Here is a 19,319-nt window from a genome sequence, read left to right on the forward strand (position 1 = left end):
ATCTTCGACCCGTCCCAGGGGTGGGTCCCCGGCGGGCCAGAGTATGCGGCAGAGTGCGGCCCATGATCGTGCTGGACGGGGTGACTGTCGAATACTCGGACTCTGTACCGCTGGAGCGGGTCACATTGGAGCTGGAGCCTGGTTGTACCGCGGTCATGGGCCCAAGCGGCAGCGGCAAGAGCACGCTGCTGCGCATCATCGCCGGTCAACAGAAGCCCACAGTGGGTGCTGTCGCGATTGACGGCGTGGCGGTGGCGGCGGCTTCCTGGCGCTCCAGTGGTGATCCGCGGGTCGCCCTCATCCATCAGGACTACCGGTTGGTGCCTTTTCTGACGGTAGAGCAGAACCTGCTCCTCGCGGCTGAGCTTAGAGAGGTCAACCGATCTGCCGTTGACGTTGACGACGCGCTGGACCGAGTCGGCCTGCCGTCAGCGATGCGCTCCCGGCTGCCGCGGACAATGTCCGGTGGCGAACAACAGCGAGTCGCCATCGCCCGTGCTTTGATGACGGGCGCACCTGTCGTCCTCGCGGACGAACCGACCGGTGCCCTCGATGAGGGAAACACCGAACGCATCACCGAGGTGCTGGTGGATCTCGGCCGGAAGGAACGGCTGGTGATCGTGGTGGCCACCCACGACCCCGGGGTGGCGCGCCGGATGGACCGCTGTCTGCGGCTGATCGACGGCAAGCTGGCACCCGCCGGATGAGCTCGAGAGTCAGCGGGCCGCGGCTGGCGTGGGCATTCGTTCGCCACCGGCAGAGCCAGACCTTCACCCTCTTTCTGCTGGGATTCGTCCTCGCCTCGATGACGCTCGGGCTCGCCGCGGTCCGGAGCAGCGCCGAACACGCGATCGTTGATTCACTGCGAGCGGATCTCGGCGGCAGGGCCTATGCCCTGCAGACCGGGAATCCCGCCGCGATCACGACGCTGCGTGGGCTGTCCGACGTATTCGGCGTCCAAGATGAGCAGGGCCAGCTCACGGCCGATGGACTGACCGGGCCGGTGGTGGTGCGTGCGATCGGCCAGCCGTCGCTCGAACTCGGCCTACTGACCGACGGAACACAGCCGCGCCAGGTCGGCGATGTCCTCCTGTCCGAGCTCACGGCAAAATCACTGAGCATCGCACTCGGAGACCCTGTCCGCATCCGGGCCGGGGACCTGGCGACCGAGGGGCGCGTCGTCGGGTTCTCAGTGGATTCCGCCGACGAATACGCCAGCACGGCGGTGGTCCTGGTCGACGGTCATTCGGCCCAATTCCGGCCGACGAGGTGGCTCAGCGACACCGACTTCTACCAGCAGCAGGGGCTGCGCCTGCCGCTTGACCGTCGGGTGGCCACGTACCAGTCCGTCGATGTCCTCCTCGAAGCCGCAGCGCAGAACCGTCCACAGTTCCTCAGCGCGCTGAGGTTCGTCCCTGCCGGCGCGGGCATCCTGCTCGGAATTCTCTTCCTCGCGGCCTGCACCGTGTTCGCGCGCGGGTGGAAGACCGACGTCGACGCACTGCTCGCCGCCGGTATGGCGCCGGCGCGCGCCTGGAGTCGCATCCTTCGAATCGTCACAGGTATCGCGCTGTGTGGACAGATCGCCGGCGCAGTCGCGGCGTGCCTCCTCGTATGGTTGTTTCGTAGCCCGGTCTCGGGCTGGCTCGACCAGCACTGGACCGGGATCGCGATCCCGTGGCGTGAGCCGGTTCTCTTGATCGCACTCACCATCGTTGTGTCCCGGCTCGCGATACCGGCCACGCGTCTCGTCCAGCGACTGACCAAACGGACCACCGCTTCATCTGCTCGGCACCGCTTGCTCCCAGCAATCATGGTCGCCGCCGGTGCCGTCGGCGTTGCGCTCTGGATCGTGGGCATCCGCCACATGCTTCAGCCCAACGGCGACAGCGACCACGCAGCGATCCTGGCGCCCATCGGTGCCCTTGCCGTAGCAGCGGCGATCCCGTACGTCGTCGCTCCCCTCCTGAGTCTGGGCACTCCCGCCGCGAGCGGAGCGCTTGTCCGCTACCTCGCCAACAGCCTTCGCCCGATCGCGTCAGTGACGGCAGTGGTCGTCGTCGCAACCAGCACCTGGGCAGCGACCACCACGTACGACGCCAATGCCGGCGAGGCAGCCTCGAGCCCGCTCCAACCGGCCGGATCGTTCGTGATCAGCGAAATCCCCGACACCGCGGTCGCCGGCTTGCGGCGGCTCTACGCAGACCACGGTGGCACCCAGGTCGTCACCTTTCAGATTCCGGACGAGACCGCAGCCAGGCTACGAGTCACCAGCCCGGCTCTGGTCACTTGCATGGCACAGAAAAAGGGTCTCTCTCCGGACCAATTGCCCGACAGCTGCTACCCCCGGGATGCCGCGGCACCGATCAACATCGTCATGCTCGGCGCCCCCGGCTCGCCGCAGCGCGCGGACCCACATCTGCTCAGCCAAGGCAAAGTGGGCTTGATGCTGTTCACGGGCGCCGACGGCACTGCCTCAAGGCTCGCTGATACCAACGCGGCCGCAGACCCGATGCTCGGCGGTAACGTGCCCGGCCTCGTGGTCGCCCCGGACAGCAACGTCGCCCGCGAGTTCAAACTCCGCCCGGGTGGCACCAGCGAAGTCGTCTTGGTGGACTTCACCGAGCTGACCCCACAAGCACAGTTCCTGGTCCGGTCCGGTGTCCTGCGACTCGCGCCCGGGGCCACGACCGCGGACGGAACCGATCCGACCGCCTACGACCGACTCAGATCGGTCGCCAACACGGTCGGTTTCCTCGGCGCCGCTGCTGCCCTGCTCTTCGTCCTTCTGGGCGGCGGTGCGCTGGTCGTCGCGCACTCGGTCACCCGGCAGTCCCTGATCGACCTCGGCAGCAGGTCCGGACCGCGCCGGCGACTAGCCAGCCGATGGATCGCTCTCCTGGTGATCAGTTCGGCCGCGGCGCTCGCTCTGGCGATCCTGACCGCCGCTGGGGCCGGCCGACGCACTGGCCCTAGCTACGGCATTCTGTGGCTGCTGCCGGGCAGTTTCGCCGTCGCGGCCGCCTTCGTCGTGGCAGTTGCGTTCCTCCGCGTACCACCGACCGCGCGGGAGTGAATCCGTCCTCGAACGGAAATGCGAGACTGCGGGCGTGACGAAGCAGGTGCCGTTGGGGGCGGATCGCCAGGATGCGATCGCCGATGCTGCGATCCGGCTGGTGGCCACGCGGGGGCTGCGGGGGCTCACGCATCGGGCGGTCGACGGTGAGGCCGGGCTGCCACCGGGGTCTACGTCGTACTACCTGCGGACCCGGAGCGCGCTGCTCACCGCGTGCGTGAACCGGATGCTGGCACGCGACGTGGACACGGTCGCACCCGCGCAGACCAAGCTCGCTCCGGCCGAGCTGGTGGTTGCGATGGTCGTCGGGCTGGCCGCCGAGCGTCCGGCCGATCTGATCGCGCGCTACGAGCTCTCCCTGGAGGCGAGCCGACAACCCGAGCTACGCGCCGCGATCGACGCGGGTGGACGACAGCTACGAGTGATGCTCGGCCAGCTGCTCGCGGCACTCGGCGTACCGGAACCGGAGCGGGCCGCCTGGCCGCTGGCGGCGATGCTGGACGGCCTCCTGTACGACCGGGTCGCCGGAGCGGGGTCGACACTCTCCGAGGCCGACTACGAGGACGGCGTACGGCGTGCTGTTGGCGCGGTGCTCGATGGGTTGGTCAGAGGCGGTCCGTCAGCGTCACCCAGGTGAAGTAGCCCGCGCCGAGGAACACGCCCACATGGCCGAGCAGCGAGAGGCCGGCGCCGGAGCCCCAGGAATCACCGTGCGCATGCTCGGAGTGTTTGCCGCCACTCGGCAGCCAACGGGCCAGGAGCAACAAACCGACGACGGCGAGCAGCCACCACCCGGCCAGACCCAAGAGAGCGATCTCACGGCGACCGGTGACCAGAGCAACGATCCAGACCAGCAGTGTGAGGACGCCTGCGGTGGTGTGAATCCGCAGCAAGGCAGCCGAGTATCCGACCGCTCCGCTGGATCGGCCGGTGCCCTCGACCACCGCAGCTCCGAGCCGGACACGCGTCAACAGCACGACGACCGCACCGAGTGCGGTCAGGAACCACGTGACGTTCGACCATTCCATCTCCAGATGGATACCCCACTACGCACCCGTAACACCACCCCTTGTGACGAAACGCCCGGTGAGCTTGGGAGCTCACCGGGCAACCTTCCGTCTAGCCGGGCTGGCCTTGCTGACCCTGCTGGGGCTGCGTCTGCCCCGGCGGCACCTGCCCGCCTTGACCGTTCCCCGGGAACTGGCGAAGCCCGCCACCACCAGGACCACCGAACTGCGTCGGCGTGGTCGAGCTCCCGTCCCACGCATGCCCAACCGCCATCCCACCAAGGAAGGCGAGCACCGCCACGAGCGATCCAGCCCCGGCGAGCACCAGCCCACTAGGCCGACCGGTGTTGGTCTCGCGCGCGGGCGTAGCCACAGATGGGGAGCCGCCGAGGGGAGCGAAGGTGGAGGCGGCCGGGGAGCTCGTGGCGGGAGCCGCTTCGCTCTGGAAGCCACCCGCCGGCACCGCGGCCTGCGACTCGTTGGGGAACTGAGGATTCGTCATTACTAGCTCCTAGTTGCTGGTCAGGTCGTAGACGGTCGAGGTGCCGATGGTCTGGGCCTGGAAGTTCTGCGCCACCCAGGTGGAGATCTCCGAGGAGGTGCCGCCGCTCCGGCCACCGCCGAAGCCGCCGCCGGTGCTGCCGATGAAGTAGTGGACCTTGCCCTGGGCAACCAGCTCCTTGAACTGCGCGAGGCTGGGTGCGGGGTCGGTCCCGTTGAAGCCGCCGATCGACATGATCGGCACCTCGGCGGCGATCTGCAGCGGCGCGGCGGCGTTCGAGGTCACGGCCGCGGCGGCCCAGGTGTAGCCGTTCTTCCCTTGCTGCAACAGCGTCACCAGTTCACTCGACACTCCGCTGATCCCGCCGCCACCAAGGAAGCCACCACCACCGCGCATCCCGCCGGTCGGCGCACCTGTCGTCGCGCCACCAGTCGTCGCACCACCTGGCGGAGTCCCGGTCGTAGCACCCGGCGTACCCGTCCCGGTCTGCCCAGGCGGACCACCGGCGCGGTTGAACCCGCCGCCGCCCCGGCCACCGACACTCGCCGGCCCGGCGGTCGGGATCGCACCGGCGTGCGTCGTCGCGATCGTGCTCACCGAGTACGCCGTCGGTCCGGCCAATGCGGTCACCACGAGCAGCGCGCCGGTGAACAGCCCGGCCCGTCGAGCCGTCGTACGGGTCAACTTCAGTTCAGGCACCATCAACACCGCGCCCGCCGCAAGAGCTCCGGTCACCAGCACAACCCAGCGCAGCCACGGGTTCCAGGTCGGCGACGCATTCAGCAACGCGAAGCTCCACCCGGCCGTGAGCAAAATCCCGCCCGCAAGAGTTGCCCGCGGCAACCATTCGGCCCGCCGCTTCCAGAGCACCATCATGGCCGCACCGATCACGGCACCGATCGCCGGTGCCAGCGCGACCATGTAGTAGCTGTGGATGATTCCCTGCATGAAACTGAAGACCAGGCCGGTCACCACCAGCCAGCCGCCCCACAGCAACGCAAACGCCCGCGTCCGATCCGTCCGTGGCGCCTTTCCAGCAGCAACCACCAGTACGACGGTCGCCAGCAGCGCGGCCGGTAGCAACCAGGCGATCTGTGAGCCGAACTCACCGCCGAACAGCCGCTGGAGTCCCGTCGCACCACCCCAACCGGGGTTTCCGACACCACCACCAACGGACCCGGTCTCGTTACCGTTCAGCCGGCCAAGCCCGTTGTAGCCCAGCGTCAACTCAAGAATGCTGTTGGTCGACGAACCACCGACCCACGGCCGCGCCGACGCCGGCACCAGCTCCACGATCGCGATCCACCAACCAGCACTCACGATCATTGCGACTAAGGCGAGCCCACTATGCACAACCCGCTTCCCGAGCGCGGGCTTGCCGGCCACCAGGTATGCGATCCCGAACGCAGGAAGGATCAAGAACGCCTGCAGCATCTTCGCCAGGAATCCGAACCCGACGAGCGCCCCGGCGAGCATCATCCAGCGCGCCGCATGCTTCTCCGAGTCGATCGCCCGCGTGACTGCCCACGCGCCGGCACACAGCAACATGATCAGCAGCGCATCGGGGTTGTTGAAGCGGAACATCAGTACGGCGACCGGTGTCAGCGCAAGGATGCCTCCGGCAAGCAATCCGGCATTGGCCGAGAACCAGCGCCGGACTGAGACGTAGACGAAGCCAACGCTCGCGACGCCCATCAGGGCCTGGGGAACGAGCATGCTCCAGCTACTGAAGCCGAAAATCCGGCCCGACAAACCCATCACCCACAAGGCCCCTGGCGTCTTGTCCACGGTGATGAAGCTCGACGAGTCGAAGGCTCCGAAGAACCAGGCTTTCCAGCTCGTCGATCCGGCCTGGACGGCAGCGGCGTAGTACTCGTTGGCATAGCCGTTCTTGGACAGGCCCCAGAGATACGCGATCGCGGTGAGGACCAGCAGGCCGCCGTACAGGGCTTTGTCCCGGCTGATCGTGAGTGGTCTGGCGATCACTCGTGGTCTGGATTCGGTCAGTGTCGCCATGTCAGCTGCTCCTGAGTTTCGAGGGTGGCGGGACGGTGTTTCATTGCCGGGAGGGTGGGTGCGTCGTCGTCGAAGACCCAGGCTTGGAAGAGGCTGAACCGGACCACGGTCGCGGCGAGATTCGCCAGTGTCAGAACAGTTACCTCGACCGCTTGATGCGGCACCGAGACCGCGGTGTGCAGCAGCCACAGGGCACAGGCGGTCAGGCTCCAGCCGATGCCGAAGGTGACGAGGCCGCGCAGTTGATGCCGCCATCGGCCCTCGACACCGCGGACGCCGAAGGTGATCCGGCGGTTGAGTGCGGTGTTGCCGACGGCGGTGATCAGCAGCGCCAGCAGGTTTGCGACCTGCGCCGGCATGCCTTGCCGCAGGACGAGATAGAGCAGCGCATAGGCCAACGTGCTCAGTACGCCGATCGCGCAGAACCGCAGTACTCGCGCGGCGAGCGCCGTACGGGGATCGAGGACCCGCGGTCGGCCGTAGGTCTGGCGGATCGGCTCGAGGTCGACCCGGCTTCGGGTCAGTCGCGCGATACCCCGCAGGTCCTCGCCGACCGTCTTGGCGATCGCGACCCGCGAGTCGAGGTCGTCGACCCAGTCGACCGGGACCTCGTGGATCCGCAGCCCGGCTCGCTCGGCCAGGACCAGCAGTTCGGTGTCGAAGAACCAACTGGTGTCCTCGACATGCGGGAGCAGTTCGCGCGCCACGTCGGCACGGATCGCCTTGAAGCCACATTGAGCATCGGAGAAGTGCGTACTTAGTGTTGCTCTGAGCAACAAGTTGTAGGACCGGCTGATGAACTCCCGTTTCGGTCGCCGGACCACTCGTGAGCCGTTCGACAACCTGGTGCCGATGGCAACATCACTGTGCCCGGCGAAGAGCGGTGCCACCAACGGCAGCAGGGCGTTCAGGTTGGTGGACAGGTCCACGTCCATATAGGCGAGTACGTCGGCGGTCGACTCCGACCACACCTGCTTCAGGGCGCGCCCGCGGCCCGGCTGCTCGAGCCGGACCACCCGCACTCCGCGCAGCTCGGTCGCCAGTAGCGCGCCGATCTCGTACGTCGCGTCGGTACTGCCGTTGTCGGCGATGCAGACCTCGGCCGGATACGGAAATGCGGTGTCCAGGAACTCCCGCAACCGCCGGATATTCGGGCCGAGGTCGTGTTCCTCGTTCTTGACGGGTACGACGATCTCGACCCGAGGATGACCTGATGTCTGCATGGCTTCGATGCTGTCCGGCGAACCTGGGCCAGCCCCTGCGGAGAGCTGGCAGTTCACTGGGAGTCGCGACATGCACGGCCAGGCAGGATGGCGACGGGCACCCTAAAGTGGCAGTTACTTCCACTTTATAACGCCCTGGGGGGCCACCATGGTCGAGTCAGCTGCCGAACGCTTCGCCCGGATCACCGGGGTGGAGCGACCGGCGAAGCCGCAGGTCCTGATGGAACGCGCGGTCGTGCTCGGCGCGAGTATGGCCGGCCTGATGGCGGCCCGGGTGCTGTCCGATCACGCCGACGAGGTGCTGATCATCGAGCGGGACACGACCGGCGACTCGGTCGAGCCGCGCCCCGGCGTACCGCAGGGCAGTCAGGTGCACGCACTACTGCCGGCCGGACACGCCCAGCTGGATCGCTGGTTCCCTGGGTTCTCCGAGGAGGCTTTGGCCGCTGGGGCGGTGAACCCACCACCGGAGCAGAGCCGGACCTACATCAACGGTGAGCTCCGTCCGGGACCGCCGCCGGGCTCGATCGGTGCGGCACTGATCAGTACGCGGCCATTCCTCGAGGCGATGGTTCGTCGCCGTACGCTCGAAATCGGAAACATCCGGCTCGTGAACGGCCGCGCGGACGGCATCGACTTCACCGACGACCGGGTCACTGCCGCCCGCTATCAGCCCGACGGCACCGCCGGACCGGAGTCGGTGGTCACCGTGCCGGCCGACCTGGTTGTCGACGCGACCGGCCGCTCGAGCCGGCTCAGCGACTGGCTCGGCTCAGCCGGGTGGCCGCAGCCCGAGATGCGGCGGATGCCGATCAAGCTCAACTATGCCAGCGCGCTGTTCCGACGGGATCCGAAGATCTCGGACATCGGCGTCTCGATCGCGCAGAACCAGCCCGGCAGTGGGCGACCGCTACGTCAGGGCGGCATCCTCGCCGTCGAGGGCGATCGCTGGCTGGTGCTCGTCGCCGGTTACGCCGACGATCGGCCGACCCGCGATATCGACGACTTCCGGAAGCGGTGCCGCTCGGACTACCCGACCGAGTTCGCGCAGATCGCCGAACACGGTGAGCTCCTCGGTGAGGTGAACACGTATCACCAAGCCGACAGCCGGCGGCGGGACTATCACGAGCTGGAACGGATCCCGGCCGGGCTGTTCGTGGCCGGGGATGCGGTCGCGTCCTTCAACCCGATCTACGGGCAAGGGATGACGTCGGCGACGCTGCATGCGTCGTGCCTGTCGGCGTACCTGTCGTCAGATCCTGACCTGTCGCAGCCGGCCCGCTCGTACTTCAGCGATGTCAACGTGGTCGTGGATGTCGCGTGGCAGCTGTCGACGCTGGCCGACCTGGCGCTACCGCATGTCGATGGGCCGTATCCGCGCGGCTACAAGCTGACGAAGTGGTTCTCCGGCCTGATCTTCGCGGCGACCGCGAAGGACGACGACCTGAATGTGCAGTTCAACCGAGTCACCACCATGCTCGACCACCCGACCGCGCTCGCCCGACCGCAGTTCATCCTGCGGGCACTGCGGTTCGCGCTGCTACCGAGTGCGACGTAGCCAGAGCAGGCCGAGGATCGGGAGCACCAGCGGAACGAAGCCGTAGCCCTGGCCGAAGTGCGACCACACGGTCGCCTCCGGGAAGTCCTCCGGTACGGCGTAACTGAACGCACCGATCCCCAGTACGCCGATCAGCTCGATCGCGATCGCGATTGTCGCCACTCGGCGGGAGAGCGCGGTTGCCTTCGCGAGGGCGAAAGTCGCCGCGCAGTAGATGACCGCGGCGACCGCTGAGAGTAGATACGCGATCGGGGCCTCGGCGAACTGGAGCGCGATCTGGACGCCAGCGCGGGCGGTCGCGGACAGCGCGAAGACGCCGTACACGAGGATGAGGATCCGGCCGGGCCCGTGCCTGGTGGCCTCTGGGGAGGTCATGCGACCCAGATTTGGTGCAGGCGCAGTTCGACGACGGGCATCACGAAGCAGGCGACGGCCAGGGCGCCTGCACCCCAGCGGCTGCTCTCGGCAAGCGCCCACAGGGCACCTACCGGGAGCACGAGCAGCGAGCCGATCAGGTAGCCGACGAAGAACGGGCCGGAGACATCCCGGTCCGTGCCGACGAGCTGCACGATGCCGACCACGAGCTGCGCCAGCAGGCCGACCTCGACCACGCCGAGGACGCCCAGCAGCGGCCAGCTGATCCGTTTGTCGCGGGCCGCCAGCGCGATGGCATAGGCCATCGCGGCGAGCGAGAGCCCGACCAGGGCCCAGGTAAGCGGTACGAACACGAGCTAGAGAATGTCACCCGGGCTGTACGACGCTGCCTCGGGGTACCGCTTGGCGAGCTCGTCGATGCGCGCAACGACCGCGCCGACCTGCGCGACAGCCGCACCGGTGAAGGACAGCGGCTCCCCGACGATGCCGACGATCTGCTCCTCGGTCAGGCCGAGACGGCCGTCCGCGCCGAGGCGGTGGAACAGGTCGTTCGCGGCCAGGCCCTTACGCAGGTCGAGGGCGGTGGCGACCGCGTGCTCCTTGATGACCTCGTGTGCGGTCTCGCGGCCGACACCGTTCTTCACCGCGGCCATCAGGACCTTCGTCGAAGTCAGGAACGGGAGGTACCGCTCGAGCTCCCGGCTCACGACCGCCGGGTAGACCCCGAACTCGTCGAGCACGGTCAGGAACGTCTCGAACAACCCGTCCAGCGCGAAGAACGCGTCCGGCAGGGCAACCCGCCGTACGACGGAACAGAAGACGTCGCCCTCGTTCCACTGGTTGCCGGCCAGCTCGCCGGCCATCGACGCGTACCCGCGGATGATCACGGCGAGGCCGTTCACGCGCTCGCAGGAGCGGGTGTTCATCTTGTGCGGCATCGCAGAGGATCCGACCTGGCCCTCCTTGAAGCCCTCGGTGACCAGCTCGTGGCCGGCCATCAGCCGGATCGTGGTCGCCAGGCTCGACGGGCCGGCGGACAGCTGGACGAGCGCCGAGACGACGTCGTAGTCGAGCGACCGCGGGTAGACCTGGCCGACGCTGGTCAGCGTGTGGCTGAAGCCGAGGTGCTGGGCGATGTCGCTCTCCAGCTTGTCCAGCTTCGCCGGGTCCCCGCCGAACAGGTCGAGCATGTCCTGCGACGTGCCGACCGGGCCCTTGATCCCCCGCAGCGGGTAGCGCTCGATGAGCTCTTCGAGCCGCCCGATCGCCACCAGCAGCTCATCGGCCGCCGAAGCGAACCGCTTGCCAAGCGTGGTCGCCTGCGCCGCGACGTTGTGCGACCGCCCGGTCAGCACCAGCGCCGCGTGATCCGCAGCCTTCTGCCCAAGCCGTACGGCGGTCGCGACCGCGCGATCGCGGACGAGCTCCAGCCCGGCCCGGATCTGCAGCTGCTCGACGTTCTCGGTCAGATCCCGGCTCGTCATGCCCTTGTGAATGTGCTCGTGCCCGGCGAGCGCGCTGAACTCCTCGATCCGCGCCTTCACGTCGTGCCGCGTGACCCGCTCCCGCGCCGCGATCGACTCCAGGTCGACCTGGTTCACGACGCGCTCGTAGTCCTCGACGACGCCGTCCGGAACCGCGACGCCAAGGTCCTTCTGCGCCTTCAGCACCGCCAGCCACAGCTGCCGCTCCAGCACAATCTTGTGCTCCGGCGACCACAGCTGCGCCATCGACAAACTGGCGTAACGAGACGCAAGAACATTCGGGATCCGGGGCTTCACAGGGCTCGACACACTCCCATTCTCCCAGATCCGTCGGCGAGCCTCAGACGGTGATCTCGCCGCGAGCAGCTTTGAGGGCGATGTCGGTGCGGTGCTGGGAGCCCTTGATGCGGATCTGGCCGACGGCTGCGTAGGCGCGTTGGCGGGCCTCGTCGAGATCCTTGCCGGTGGCGCTGACCGCGAGTACGCGGCCGCCGGCGGTGACGAGGTCGTCGCCGTCGAGCGCCGTACCGGCATGGAAGACGCGGACGGTGTCGCCCTCGGCCTGGTCGATGCCGGCGATCGTGTCGCCGCTGCGCGGGTTGACCGGGTACTTCTTGGCAGCCAGTACGACGGCCACCGCGGAGCCGTTCCGCCAGCTCAGCTGGTCGTAGTCGGCCAGCTTGCCGGTGGCGGCCGCGAGCAGGAGGCCGCCGAGCGGGGTCTTCAGCATCGGCAGCAGGGCCTGGGTTTCCGGGTCGCCGAAGCGGCAGTTGAACTCGATCACGCGAACACCGCGGGAGGTGAGTGCGAGACCGGCGTACAGGAGGCCACTGAACGGCGTACCGCGGCGGCGCATCTCGTCGACGGTCGGCTGCAGCACCTTGTCGGTGATCTCGGCAACCATTCCTTCCGGTGCCCAAGGCAACGGTGTGTAGGCGCCCATACCGCCGGTGTTCGGGCCTTCGTCGTTGTCGCCGAGACGCTTGAAGTCCTGGGCGGGCTGCATCGGCAGGACCGTCGTACCGTCGGTGATCGCGAACAGCGACACCTCGGGACCGTCCAGGAACTCCTCGATCAGCACCTGCTCACACCCGGCTGCGTGCGCGAGCGCCTCGGCACGGTCCGACGTGACCACGACACCCTTGCCGGCGGCAAGCCCGTCGTCCTTCACCACGTACGGCGGCCCGAACGCGTCAATGGCCTCAGCCGCCTGCTCAGGCGTCGTACAGACGTAGGCCCGGCTGGTCGGCACGCTCGCGGCGGCCATCACGTCCTTGGCGAACGCCTTCGACCCCTCGAGCTGGGCAGCGTCCTTGGACGGCCCGAAAACGGGGATCCCGGCGTCGCGGAGCGGATCGGCCAGCCCGGCGACCAGCGGCGCCTCCGGACCGACGACGGCCAGATCGACCCCGATCTCGGTCGCCAGCGCGACCACCGCGGCATGGTCCGAAACATCCACCGGGCGGCAAACAATCGTCTGCCCGTCGTACGCCGGATGCAAGGCGGCAATGCCAGGGTTTCCCGGGGCCGCCACCACCTGCTCGACATCCGCATCCTGGGCCAAAGCCCACACCAGAGCGTGCTCGCGGCCACCCGAACCGATCACCAAGACCTTCACGGGCGCTCAGCCTAGCGTGCCCTGGACCTCTCGGCCCCGGGCGGTGCAAGACTGCGCTCTGACTGGAGGTAAACGCTTGACTACCCATACCGTATCCGGACGGCGCCCCACGCCCGCATCCCTGCTCTCCTGGCTGATGCTCGTTCCCTGCGTGGTCATCTTCGCGCTGTTCATCGTCTGGCCGCTCGGCAAGTCCGTTTCGCTGTCGCTGCACGGTTCCGACCTCTTCGGCCGCCCCGACGCCTTCGTCGGGCTGCAGCACTACCGCGACATGCTCGGCTCCGCAGAGTTCCGGCACATCCTCTGGGTGACGCTGGCCTTCGTTCTGCTCACCGTGATCCCCGGGGTCCTCGGCGGGCTGCTCGTCGTCCTGCTGCTCGAACAGCACATCAAGGGCATCCGGATCTTCCGGACCGCGTTCGCGCTGCCGTTCGCGTTCTCGGTGGCCAGCGCGTCGGTCATCTTCGCCACCATCTACAACCCGGCGATCGGGCTGGCCAACGGCATCCTCGGCAAGTTCGGGGTGGATCGGATCGGCTGGCTGACCGACCCGTCGTGGGCGCTGATCAGCGTCGCGATCACGACGGTCTGGATGAGCATCGGCTACAACGTGCTCGTCCTGTCGGCCGGTATCGGTGCGATCCCGGACGAGATCAACGAGGCCGCGACTCTGGACGGCGCCGGCGGCTGGCGGGCCGCCCGGTTCATCACCGTGCCGATGCTTGGTCCGCAGCTGTTCTTCCTGGTCGTCATCTCGACGATCCAGTCGCTGCAGAGCTTCGGCCAGATCAAGATCCTGACGCCCGAGGGCGGGCCGGAGCAGTCGACCAAGACCTTGGTCTACTCGATCTACCACACCGCCTTCGCGAACAACGCCAGCGATTTCGGCGCCGCGTCGGCCCAGGCGATCGTGCTGTTCGTGATCCTGCTGATCTGCACGGGGATCCAGTTCGGCGTCCTCGAGAGGCGGGTGCACTACAAGTGAGACAACTGACGGCCGGACGCGTGGTCACCTACGCCGTCCTGATCCTCGCCGCACTCGCGGTGATCTTCCCCGTGTACTACGTGATCGCGGGCTCGGTCATGTCCCCCGGCCAGATCTCGTCATACCCGCCGGATCTGTTCCCGCACGGGCTGTTCACCGGCAACTACGAAGGCGCGACACACTCGGGGACGCCGATCGGGCAGCAGTACCTGAACTCGATCCTGCAGACCTCGGTCATCACGCTGTCGCAGCTGATCACCAGCGTGCTCGCGGCGTACGCGTTCGTCTTCATGAAGATGTGGGGCCGGACGGTGCTGTTCGGGCTGTTCCTGGCCACGCTGATGGTTCCCTGGGAATCGATCGTGCTGCCGAACTACCTGACGATCACCGGCTGGTCGATCGGTGGCGAGCGCCTGACCGCGTCGCACGCCGGGACCATGCTCGCGCTGGTCCTGCCGTTCCTGGCGAACGCGTTCGGGGTGTTCCTGCTTAGGCAGTCGTTCCTGCAGTTCCCGCTGGAGTTGCGGGACGCGGCGACGATCGACGGCGCCGGGCACTGGCGGTTCCTGACCCGCATCCTGATGCCGCTGAACAAACCGGCTCTGATGGCAGTCAGCCTGTACGTCTTCCTGGCCGCCTGGAACCAGTTCTTCTGGCCGCTGCTGATCGGCGACTCGGCATCCCGCCGGACGCTGCAGATCGGGATCAGCCAGCTCAACGACGCGGAGGCCGCCGACCCGGGACTCATCCTGGCCGGCGTCACGCTGTCGATCCTGCCCACCCTGGCCATCGTGATCTTCGGCCAGCGCTTCATCGTCCGCGGCCTGACCGCGGGCGCGATCCGTTGATGTACTCGAGAGAGGTTCCTGTGATGCGTTCAATCCGACGTACGGCATCCGCGGTGTCGGTCCTGGCCGCACTGGCGCTGATTGCGGCCGGCTGTGGCGGCAGCGACACGAAGGGCGACTCCGCCGGCTCGGTGGACGCCCCCGACGCGAGCGCGCTCGACAGCGCGACCGGCGTCACGAAGGTCACCTTCTGGCACGGCATGAAGGGCGCCAACGGGACGGCGGTCGACAAGCTGGTCGCGGCGTTCAACGAGGCCAACAAGGGCAAGATCGAGGTCACCCCGGTCTACCAGGGTGACTACGACGAGACGATCACGAAGTACAAGACGTCGGTGCAGCAGGGCAACACGCCCTCGGTCGTCCAGATCTACGACATCGGCTCGCGGTTCATGATCGACTCCAAGCAGACGGTCGCGATCCAGAAGTTCGCTGACAAGGACGGCTACACGCTGGACTCGATCGAGCCGAACATCGCGAACTACTACTCGATCGACGGCAAGTTGAACTCGATGCCGTTCAACACCTCGATGCCCTTGCTGTACATCAACAAGGAAGCCTTCGTGAAGGCCGGCCTCGACCCCGCGAAGCCGCCGGCGAACCTGGACGAGATCATGGCGGCGGCGAAGAAGCTGACCGTCAAAGAGGGTGGCAAGACCGTTCAGTACGGCTTCAACGCGGCCATCTACGGCTGGTTCGTCGAGCAGCTGATCGCGCAGTCCGGGACGACCTACTGCGACAACGAGAACGGCCGCAAGGACCTCGCCTCGCAGGTGGACTTCGCCGGTGAGCAAGGCGTGAAGATCGCCACCTGGTACCAGGAGATGGTCAAGCAGGGTCTGATGCCGAACACCGGCAAGAAGACCGACGACGCCCAGGCCGTCTTCAAGTCCGGTACGTCGGCCATGCACCTGGAGTCGACCGGCTCCCTGCGCGGCTACATCGACGCGGCGAAGGGCAAGTTCACCGTGATGACCGCGCCGTTCCCGCACCTGAGCGCGACCGACACCGGTGGCCCGATCATCGGTGGCGCCTCACTGTGGGTCGACGGCCCCGGCCACTCCGACGCCGAGAAGCGCGCCTCCTGGGAGTTCGTGAAGTTCGCCTCCACCCCCGAGCAGCAGGCGCTGTGGCACACCGGGACCGGCTACTTCCCGATCAACTCCAAGGCCCTCGACCTCCCGGCCGACAAGGCCTGGGTCGCGCAGTACCCGCAGTTCACCACCGCCATCACCCAGCTCCACAACACCAAGCCGACCAACGCCTCCTCCGGCTGCATCCTCGGCGTCATGCCGCAGGCCCGCAAGGCGGCTGAGGACGGTCTTGAGAAGGCAGTCCTGGGAACCGACCCGGCCACGGCCATGAAGGCCGCCGCCGAATCCATCAAGCCCCAGATCGACACCTACAACAAGGCAGTCAAGAAGTAACTCGTACTGCGCCGACGCCCGTTGCTACTAGTAGTGCCAGTAGTAGCGGGCGTCGGCGTTCCAGTTCACGGGGACCGTGGTGCGGTTGGTGAAGGCCATGCCTTGGCCTTTGGCAAGCTCCAGGGTGCGGGAGAGCTGGAGGGCATAGGCGTGGTTGTTGTCGTCCCACCACTCCTCGAACTGAGTGATGCAGGTCTGACCGGTGAAGTACGGGTTGGAGCAGTCGTGCGGGGGCGACCACTTCTGCAGGTGGCGGAAGTTGACCGTCGTGGAGCCGTTCGGGGGCTTGATGGTGCCAGTGGCGTCGAGGCAGTAGCCCGTCGCGGGGATGTTCCACTTCACGTAGTGCTGGCGGCCGTTCGACGACGGGATCGGTGTGAGGTTGTTGCAGTTGGCATCGCCGATCTTCTCGGACGTGACGCGCTGGATCTGCGTGAGCGGGCGGCCGGCGCCGTCGTTGTAGCCGTCGAGCAGGACCCAGTCGCCGTCGTGGATGAAGCGCTCGGCCGATTTCGGCGGCCAGGTCTTCGGGTCGCCCCACGAGATGTCGGACTCGGTTGCGCTCAGCGGGGTCCAGGCCCACTGGCCGGCCGCGGAACCACCGGCCCAGTACTGGCCGGCTGACTTCTCGAACATCAGCGAGTACTCGCCGTAATTCGGCCCGGCGGCGTGCGCCGTACCGGTACCGGCCATGGTCAGTGCAACTGCCGCGAACGTCGCCAGAAGTTTTCTCCGCATGGCCATCGAGACTAGTGCGGTCCGGGTGCAGGCGCGGACCCCTTCGATTCTCCTCGAAAGAACGCCCTCGACGCGCGCGGCGCCCACAGCAGGACGACCAGCGCGACCTCGACCAGCCCGACCACCGGGATCACGGCGTGGAACATCGGGGACGACGACCACGACACGAAGCCGAACACCACCGACAGCACCTGCGAGACGGTCGCCAACCGGCGGACCCACGGCAGACCGGTCGGCAGCTTCACGATCAGCCACAGCGCCAGAGCCAACAGCAGAACGTGGAACACGACCGCCGAGCCGACGGCCACGTCGACCGCCTTGCCCAGCTCGACCGGGCCGAGCTCGGGCGACCCCTCCGCGATCGTCGTCCGCAGGTCAGCGCGGGCGGCCCACATCACGATCGGCACGATCAGATGGCTGAGCGCAACCAGTCCGAGCAGCCCGCGCGCCCACTGCACCGGCCGGGGCGTCATGACTGCCCCTGCATAGTACGGCGCCAGCGTGGCCCTGCACCCGGTCTTGTCAGCGGGATATCGGTACGGCGGCGCTCGGCCCAGGTCGTGTTCAGTCGCTCGATCAGCTCGCGGGCGGCGACCACGTCCTCGTCAGGCCAGTCCGCGATCACGGTGGCGAAGGCCGCCGTACCGGCCTCGACCGTGGCGACGGAATCGGCGCGGCCGCTCGCGGTGATCCGCGCCAGGAAGGTGCGGTTGTCGTCGGGGTCGGCCTCGAACTCGATCTGGCCGGCCTGCTCCAGCGCCGCCAGGTGCCGACTGGTCGACGACGCGGTCAGCCCGAGGTCAGCCGCGATCACGCTCGGCCGGATCGGGCCGCGCACGCCGACAAGCGCCAGGATCCGCACGCGGGTCAGGTCGAGCCGCCGGGAAATCTGCCGGTGCCCCTCGTCGATCAGGTCCATCACCGCGAGAGCCAACGCCGTACGATCATTTCGTTGCGCCACGAAATGACTTTAGCGCCGACTCGCGACATCTCCAAGGAACGGCTCTAGGCTCAGACACACCAGCCATCGGAGGAGCACGCATGCCGGAGATCACCCTTCCCGGAGTCACCCTGACGTACGACGTTCGCGGGAGTCTGACCGATCGCGACCAGCTCGTGCTGCTGCTGATCGGGTGCCCGATGGGCGCGGGTGGATTCGCGACTCTGGCCTCGCACTTCACCGACCGCACGGTCGTCACCTATGACCCGCGCGGCGTCGAGCGCAGCGTGCGGAGCGACACCGGGGAGCTGAACCCGGAGATCCACACGGCCGACCTGATCGCGCTGATCGAGACGCTCGCCGTCGGTCCGGTCGACGTCTTCGCCAGCAGCGGCGGCGCCGTGAACGCGCTGGCCCTGATCACCGCCCGGCCCGACCTCGTCAACAAGCTGGTCGCCCACGAGCCCCCGCTGGTCACGCTCGTGCCGGACGCCGAGGCAGCGCAGGCTGCGACCGACGACATCTACGCGACCTACCAGCGCGATGGACTCGGCGCCGGGATGGCGAAGTTCATCGCGTTCGTCAGCTTCGAAGGCGAGGTCCCCGCCGACTACACCTCCGGCCCGGCGCCCGACCCCGCCATGTTCGGCCTGCCCGCCGAGGACGACGGCAGCCGGGACGACATCCTGATCGGCCAGAACCTTCGTGGCACGACGTCGTACCAGCCGGACTTCGAGGCGCTCGCCGCCGTTGCGGACAAGCTCGTGATCGGCGTCGGCGAAGAGTCCGCTCAGCAGCTCGCGGCCCGCGGCGGCCAGGCGGTCGCGGAGCGGCTCGGTCTCACGCCGGCCGTCTTCCCCAGCAACCACGGCGGCTTCCTCGGCGACGAGTACGGCATGCCTGGCAAGCCCGCCGAGTTCGCGGTGAAACTGCGCGAGGTCCTCGGCTGACATGCCCACGCTGACCACGCCGGCGATCGCCAGTACGACGTTCGCCGGCGCGCAACCTCTGCTCGACAACCTCCGTCCGTGGCGCCAGACCGACGTACCGGCGGTGCTCGAGGCCTTCGGTAACGCCGAGATCCAGCAATGGCACGTCCTGCGCCTCGACGACGAGGCCGAGGCCCGTGGCTGGGTCGACCAGTGGGCCCCGCGCTGGTCCGCCGCCGAGGCCGCCTCCTGGGCGATCACGGCAGCGGGCGAGGTCGCCGGGCAAATAGGCCTGCGCCACATCTCCCTCTCGAACGCCACCGTCGAACTCTCCTACTGGGTGCTCCCCGCCGCCCGCGGCCAGGGCCTGGCGCCCCAAGCCATCGCCACGCTCGAGCGCTGGTGCTTCGCCCTCGGATTCGAGCGGATCGTCCTCCAGCACTCAACCCGCAACCAGCAGTCCTGCCGAGTCGCCGAGAAGGCCGGCTACGCGCTGGAAGGCACCCTGCGCAGCGCCTGGCGACTCGCCGACGGCCGCCACGACGCCCACCTGCACGCACGCACCACGCCCTGACCCGCTGAACCGGGTGGACCAG

General features: G+C 67.8%; 20 protein-coding genes. 9 read left to right on the forward strand and 11 right to left on the reverse strand.

Going from position 1 to position 19,319, the window contains the following annotated elements:
• Positions 1–62 precede the first annotated feature (62 nt).
• The 3 genes from E1263_RS03310 to E1263_RS03320 are packed head-to-tail and all read left to right on the forward strand — an operon-like array spanning position 63 to position 3,713.
• Entirely contained in the window at positions 63–707 is a 645-nt protein-coding gene (locus tag E1263_RS03310) for an ABC transporter ATP-binding protein (RefSeq protein ID WP_132165194.1), read from the forward strand.
• The gene (locus E1263_RS03315) at positions 704–3,076 is read left to right on the forward strand and encodes an ABC transporter permease family protein (protein WP_132165196.1); all 2,373 of its coding nucleotides are present in this window, start codon (positions 704–706) and stop codon (positions 3,074–3,076) included. The genes E1263_RS03310 and E1263_RS03315 overlap by 4 nt, the downstream gene beginning before the upstream one ends.
• A 34-nt stretch (positions 3,077–3,110) precedes the next feature.
• On the forward strand, positions 3,111–3,713 hold the full coding sequence (locus E1263_RS03320) for a TetR/AcrR family transcriptional regulator (RefSeq protein ID WP_132165198.1): 603 nt from the start codon (positions 3,111–3,113) through the stop codon (positions 3,711–3,713).
• Here E1263_RS03320 and E1263_RS03325 read toward each other — a convergent pair.
• The 4 genes from E1263_RS03325 to E1263_RS03340 all read right to left on the reverse strand — a co-directional run bounded on the left by E1263_RS03325 (position 3,682) and on the right by E1263_RS03340 (position 7,824).
• Positions 3,682–4,104, reverse strand: a complete 423-nt coding sequence (locus E1263_RS03325; RefSeq protein ID WP_132165200.1) for a hypothetical protein — start codon at positions 4,102–4,104, stop codon at positions 3,682–3,684. The two genes, E1263_RS03320 and E1263_RS03325, sit on opposite strands and share 32 nt — an antisense overlap.
• Positions 4,105–4,195: 91 nt before the next feature.
• Positions 4,196–4,585, reverse strand: a complete 390-nt coding sequence (locus E1263_RS03330) for a hypothetical protein (RefSeq protein ID WP_132165202.1) — start codon at positions 4,583–4,585, stop codon at positions 4,196–4,198.
• A gap of 9 nt (positions 4,586–4,594) precedes the next feature.
• Positions 4,595–6,601 carry a glycosyltransferase family 39 protein gene (locus E1263_RS03335; RefSeq protein ID WP_132165204.1) on the reverse strand — a complete coding sequence of 669 codons (2,007 nt, stop codon included), beginning with the start codon at positions 6,599–6,601 and terminating at the stop codon, positions 4,595–4,597.
• Complete coding sequence (locus E1263_RS03340) at positions 6,589–7,824, reverse strand: bifunctional glycosyltransferase family 2/GtrA family protein (protein ID WP_132165206.1); 1,236 nt, start codon at positions 7,822–7,824, stop codon at positions 6,589–6,591. The genes E1263_RS03335 and E1263_RS03340 overlap by 13 nt, the downstream gene beginning before the upstream one ends.
• Positions 7,825–7,972: 148 nt before the next feature.
• Here E1263_RS03340 and E1263_RS03345 point away from each other — a divergent pair, with 148 nt between their 5' ends.
• The gene (locus E1263_RS03345) at positions 7,973–9,382 is read left to right on the forward strand and encodes an FAD-dependent oxidoreductase (protein WP_132165208.1); all 1,410 of its coding nucleotides are present in this window, start codon (positions 7,973–7,975) and stop codon (positions 9,380–9,382) included.
• Here E1263_RS03345 and E1263_RS03350 read toward each other — a convergent pair.
• The 4 genes from E1263_RS03350 to purD are packed head-to-tail and all read right to left on the reverse strand — an operon-like array spanning position 9,365 to position 12,859.
• Positions 9,365–9,757, reverse strand: a complete 393-nt coding sequence (locus E1263_RS03350) for a hypothetical protein (RefSeq protein ID WP_132165210.1) — start codon at positions 9,755–9,757, stop codon at positions 9,365–9,367. The genes E1263_RS03345 and E1263_RS03350 overlap by 18 nt on opposite strands.
• Positions 9,754–10,110: a hypothetical protein gene (locus E1263_RS03355; RefSeq protein ID WP_132165212.1), complete on the reverse strand. Its 357-nt coding sequence runs from the start codon at positions 10,108–10,110 to the stop codon at positions 9,754–9,756. Before E1263_RS03355 ends, E1263_RS03350 begins: the two co-directional genes overlap by 4 nt.
• A gap of 3 nt (positions 10,111–10,113) precedes the next feature.
• Positions 10,114–11,550: an adenylosuccinate lyase gene (purB, locus tag E1263_RS03360; RefSeq protein ID WP_132165214.1), complete on the reverse strand. Its 1,437-nt coding sequence runs from the start codon at positions 11,548–11,550 to the stop codon at positions 10,114–10,116.
• A 31-nt stretch (positions 11,551–11,581) separates the two neighbouring features.
• A complete protein-coding gene (purD, locus tag E1263_RS03365; protein ID WP_132165216.1) occupies positions 11,582–12,859 on the reverse strand; it encodes a phosphoribosylamine--glycine ligase in 1,278 nt (425 codons plus the stop codon).
• A 76-nt stretch (positions 12,860–12,935) separates the two neighbouring features.
• On the opposite strand from purD, the gene E1263_RS03370 reads away from it, so the two are divergent.
• The 3 genes from E1263_RS03370 to E1263_RS03380 are packed head-to-tail and all read left to right on the forward strand — an operon-like array spanning position 12,936 to position 16,116.
• Entirely contained in the window at positions 12,936–13,844 is a 909-nt protein-coding gene (locus E1263_RS03370; RefSeq protein ID WP_238161053.1) for a carbohydrate ABC transporter permease, read from the forward strand.
• On the forward strand, positions 13,841–14,692 hold the full coding sequence (locus tag E1263_RS03375) for a carbohydrate ABC transporter permease (RefSeq protein WP_132165218.1): 852 nt from the start codon (positions 13,841–13,843) through the stop codon (positions 14,690–14,692). Before E1263_RS03370 ends, E1263_RS03375 begins: the two co-directional genes overlap by 4 nt.
• A gap of 23 nt (positions 14,693–14,715) precedes the next feature.
• Positions 14,716–16,116, forward strand: coding sequence for an ABC transporter substrate-binding protein (locus E1263_RS03380; protein WP_132165220.1), 1,401 nt, complete (start codon positions 14,716–14,718; stop codon positions 16,114–16,116).
• 27 nt (positions 16,117–16,143) lie between these two features.
• Here E1263_RS03380 and E1263_RS03385 read toward each other — a convergent pair whose 3' ends face one another.
• Genes E1263_RS03385 through E1263_RS03395 form a run of 3 tightly spaced genes read right to left on the reverse strand, consistent with a single transcriptional unit; the run spans position 16,144 to position 17,815 of the window.
• Positions 16,144–16,854: a hypothetical protein gene (locus E1263_RS03385; RefSeq protein WP_238161054.1), complete on the reverse strand. Its 711-nt coding sequence runs from the start codon at positions 16,852–16,854 to the stop codon at positions 16,144–16,146.
• 11 nt (positions 16,855–16,865) lie between these two features.
• Complete coding sequence (locus E1263_RS03390; protein WP_132165224.1) at positions 16,866–17,327, reverse strand: hypothetical protein; 462 nt, start codon at positions 17,325–17,327, stop codon at positions 16,866–16,868.
• The gene (locus E1263_RS03395; RefSeq protein ID WP_132165226.1) at positions 17,324–17,815 is read right to left on the reverse strand and encodes a MarR family winged helix-turn-helix transcriptional regulator; all 492 of its coding nucleotides are present in this window, start codon (positions 17,813–17,815) and stop codon (positions 17,324–17,326) included. Before E1263_RS03395 ends, E1263_RS03390 begins: the two co-directional genes overlap by 4 nt.
• Positions 17,816–17,895: 80 nt before the next feature.
• Here E1263_RS03395 and E1263_RS03400 point away from each other — a divergent pair, with 80 nt between their 5' ends.
• A complete protein-coding gene (locus tag E1263_RS03400; protein WP_132165228.1) occupies positions 17,896–18,744 on the forward strand; it encodes an alpha/beta fold hydrolase in 849 nt (282 codons plus the stop codon).
• Position 18,745: 1 nt separating this feature from the next.
• A complete protein-coding gene (locus E1263_RS03405) occupies positions 18,746–19,297 on the forward strand; it encodes a GNAT family N-acetyltransferase (RefSeq protein WP_132165230.1) in 552 nt (183 codons plus the stop codon).
• Positions 19,298–19,319 lie beyond the last annotated feature (22 nt).

The sequence above is a fragment of the Kribbella antibiotica genome, from assembly GCF_004349055.1.
Taxonomy (GTDB): Bacteria; Actinomycetota; Actinomycetes; order Propionibacteriales; family Kribbellaceae; genus Kribbella; species Kribbella antibiotica.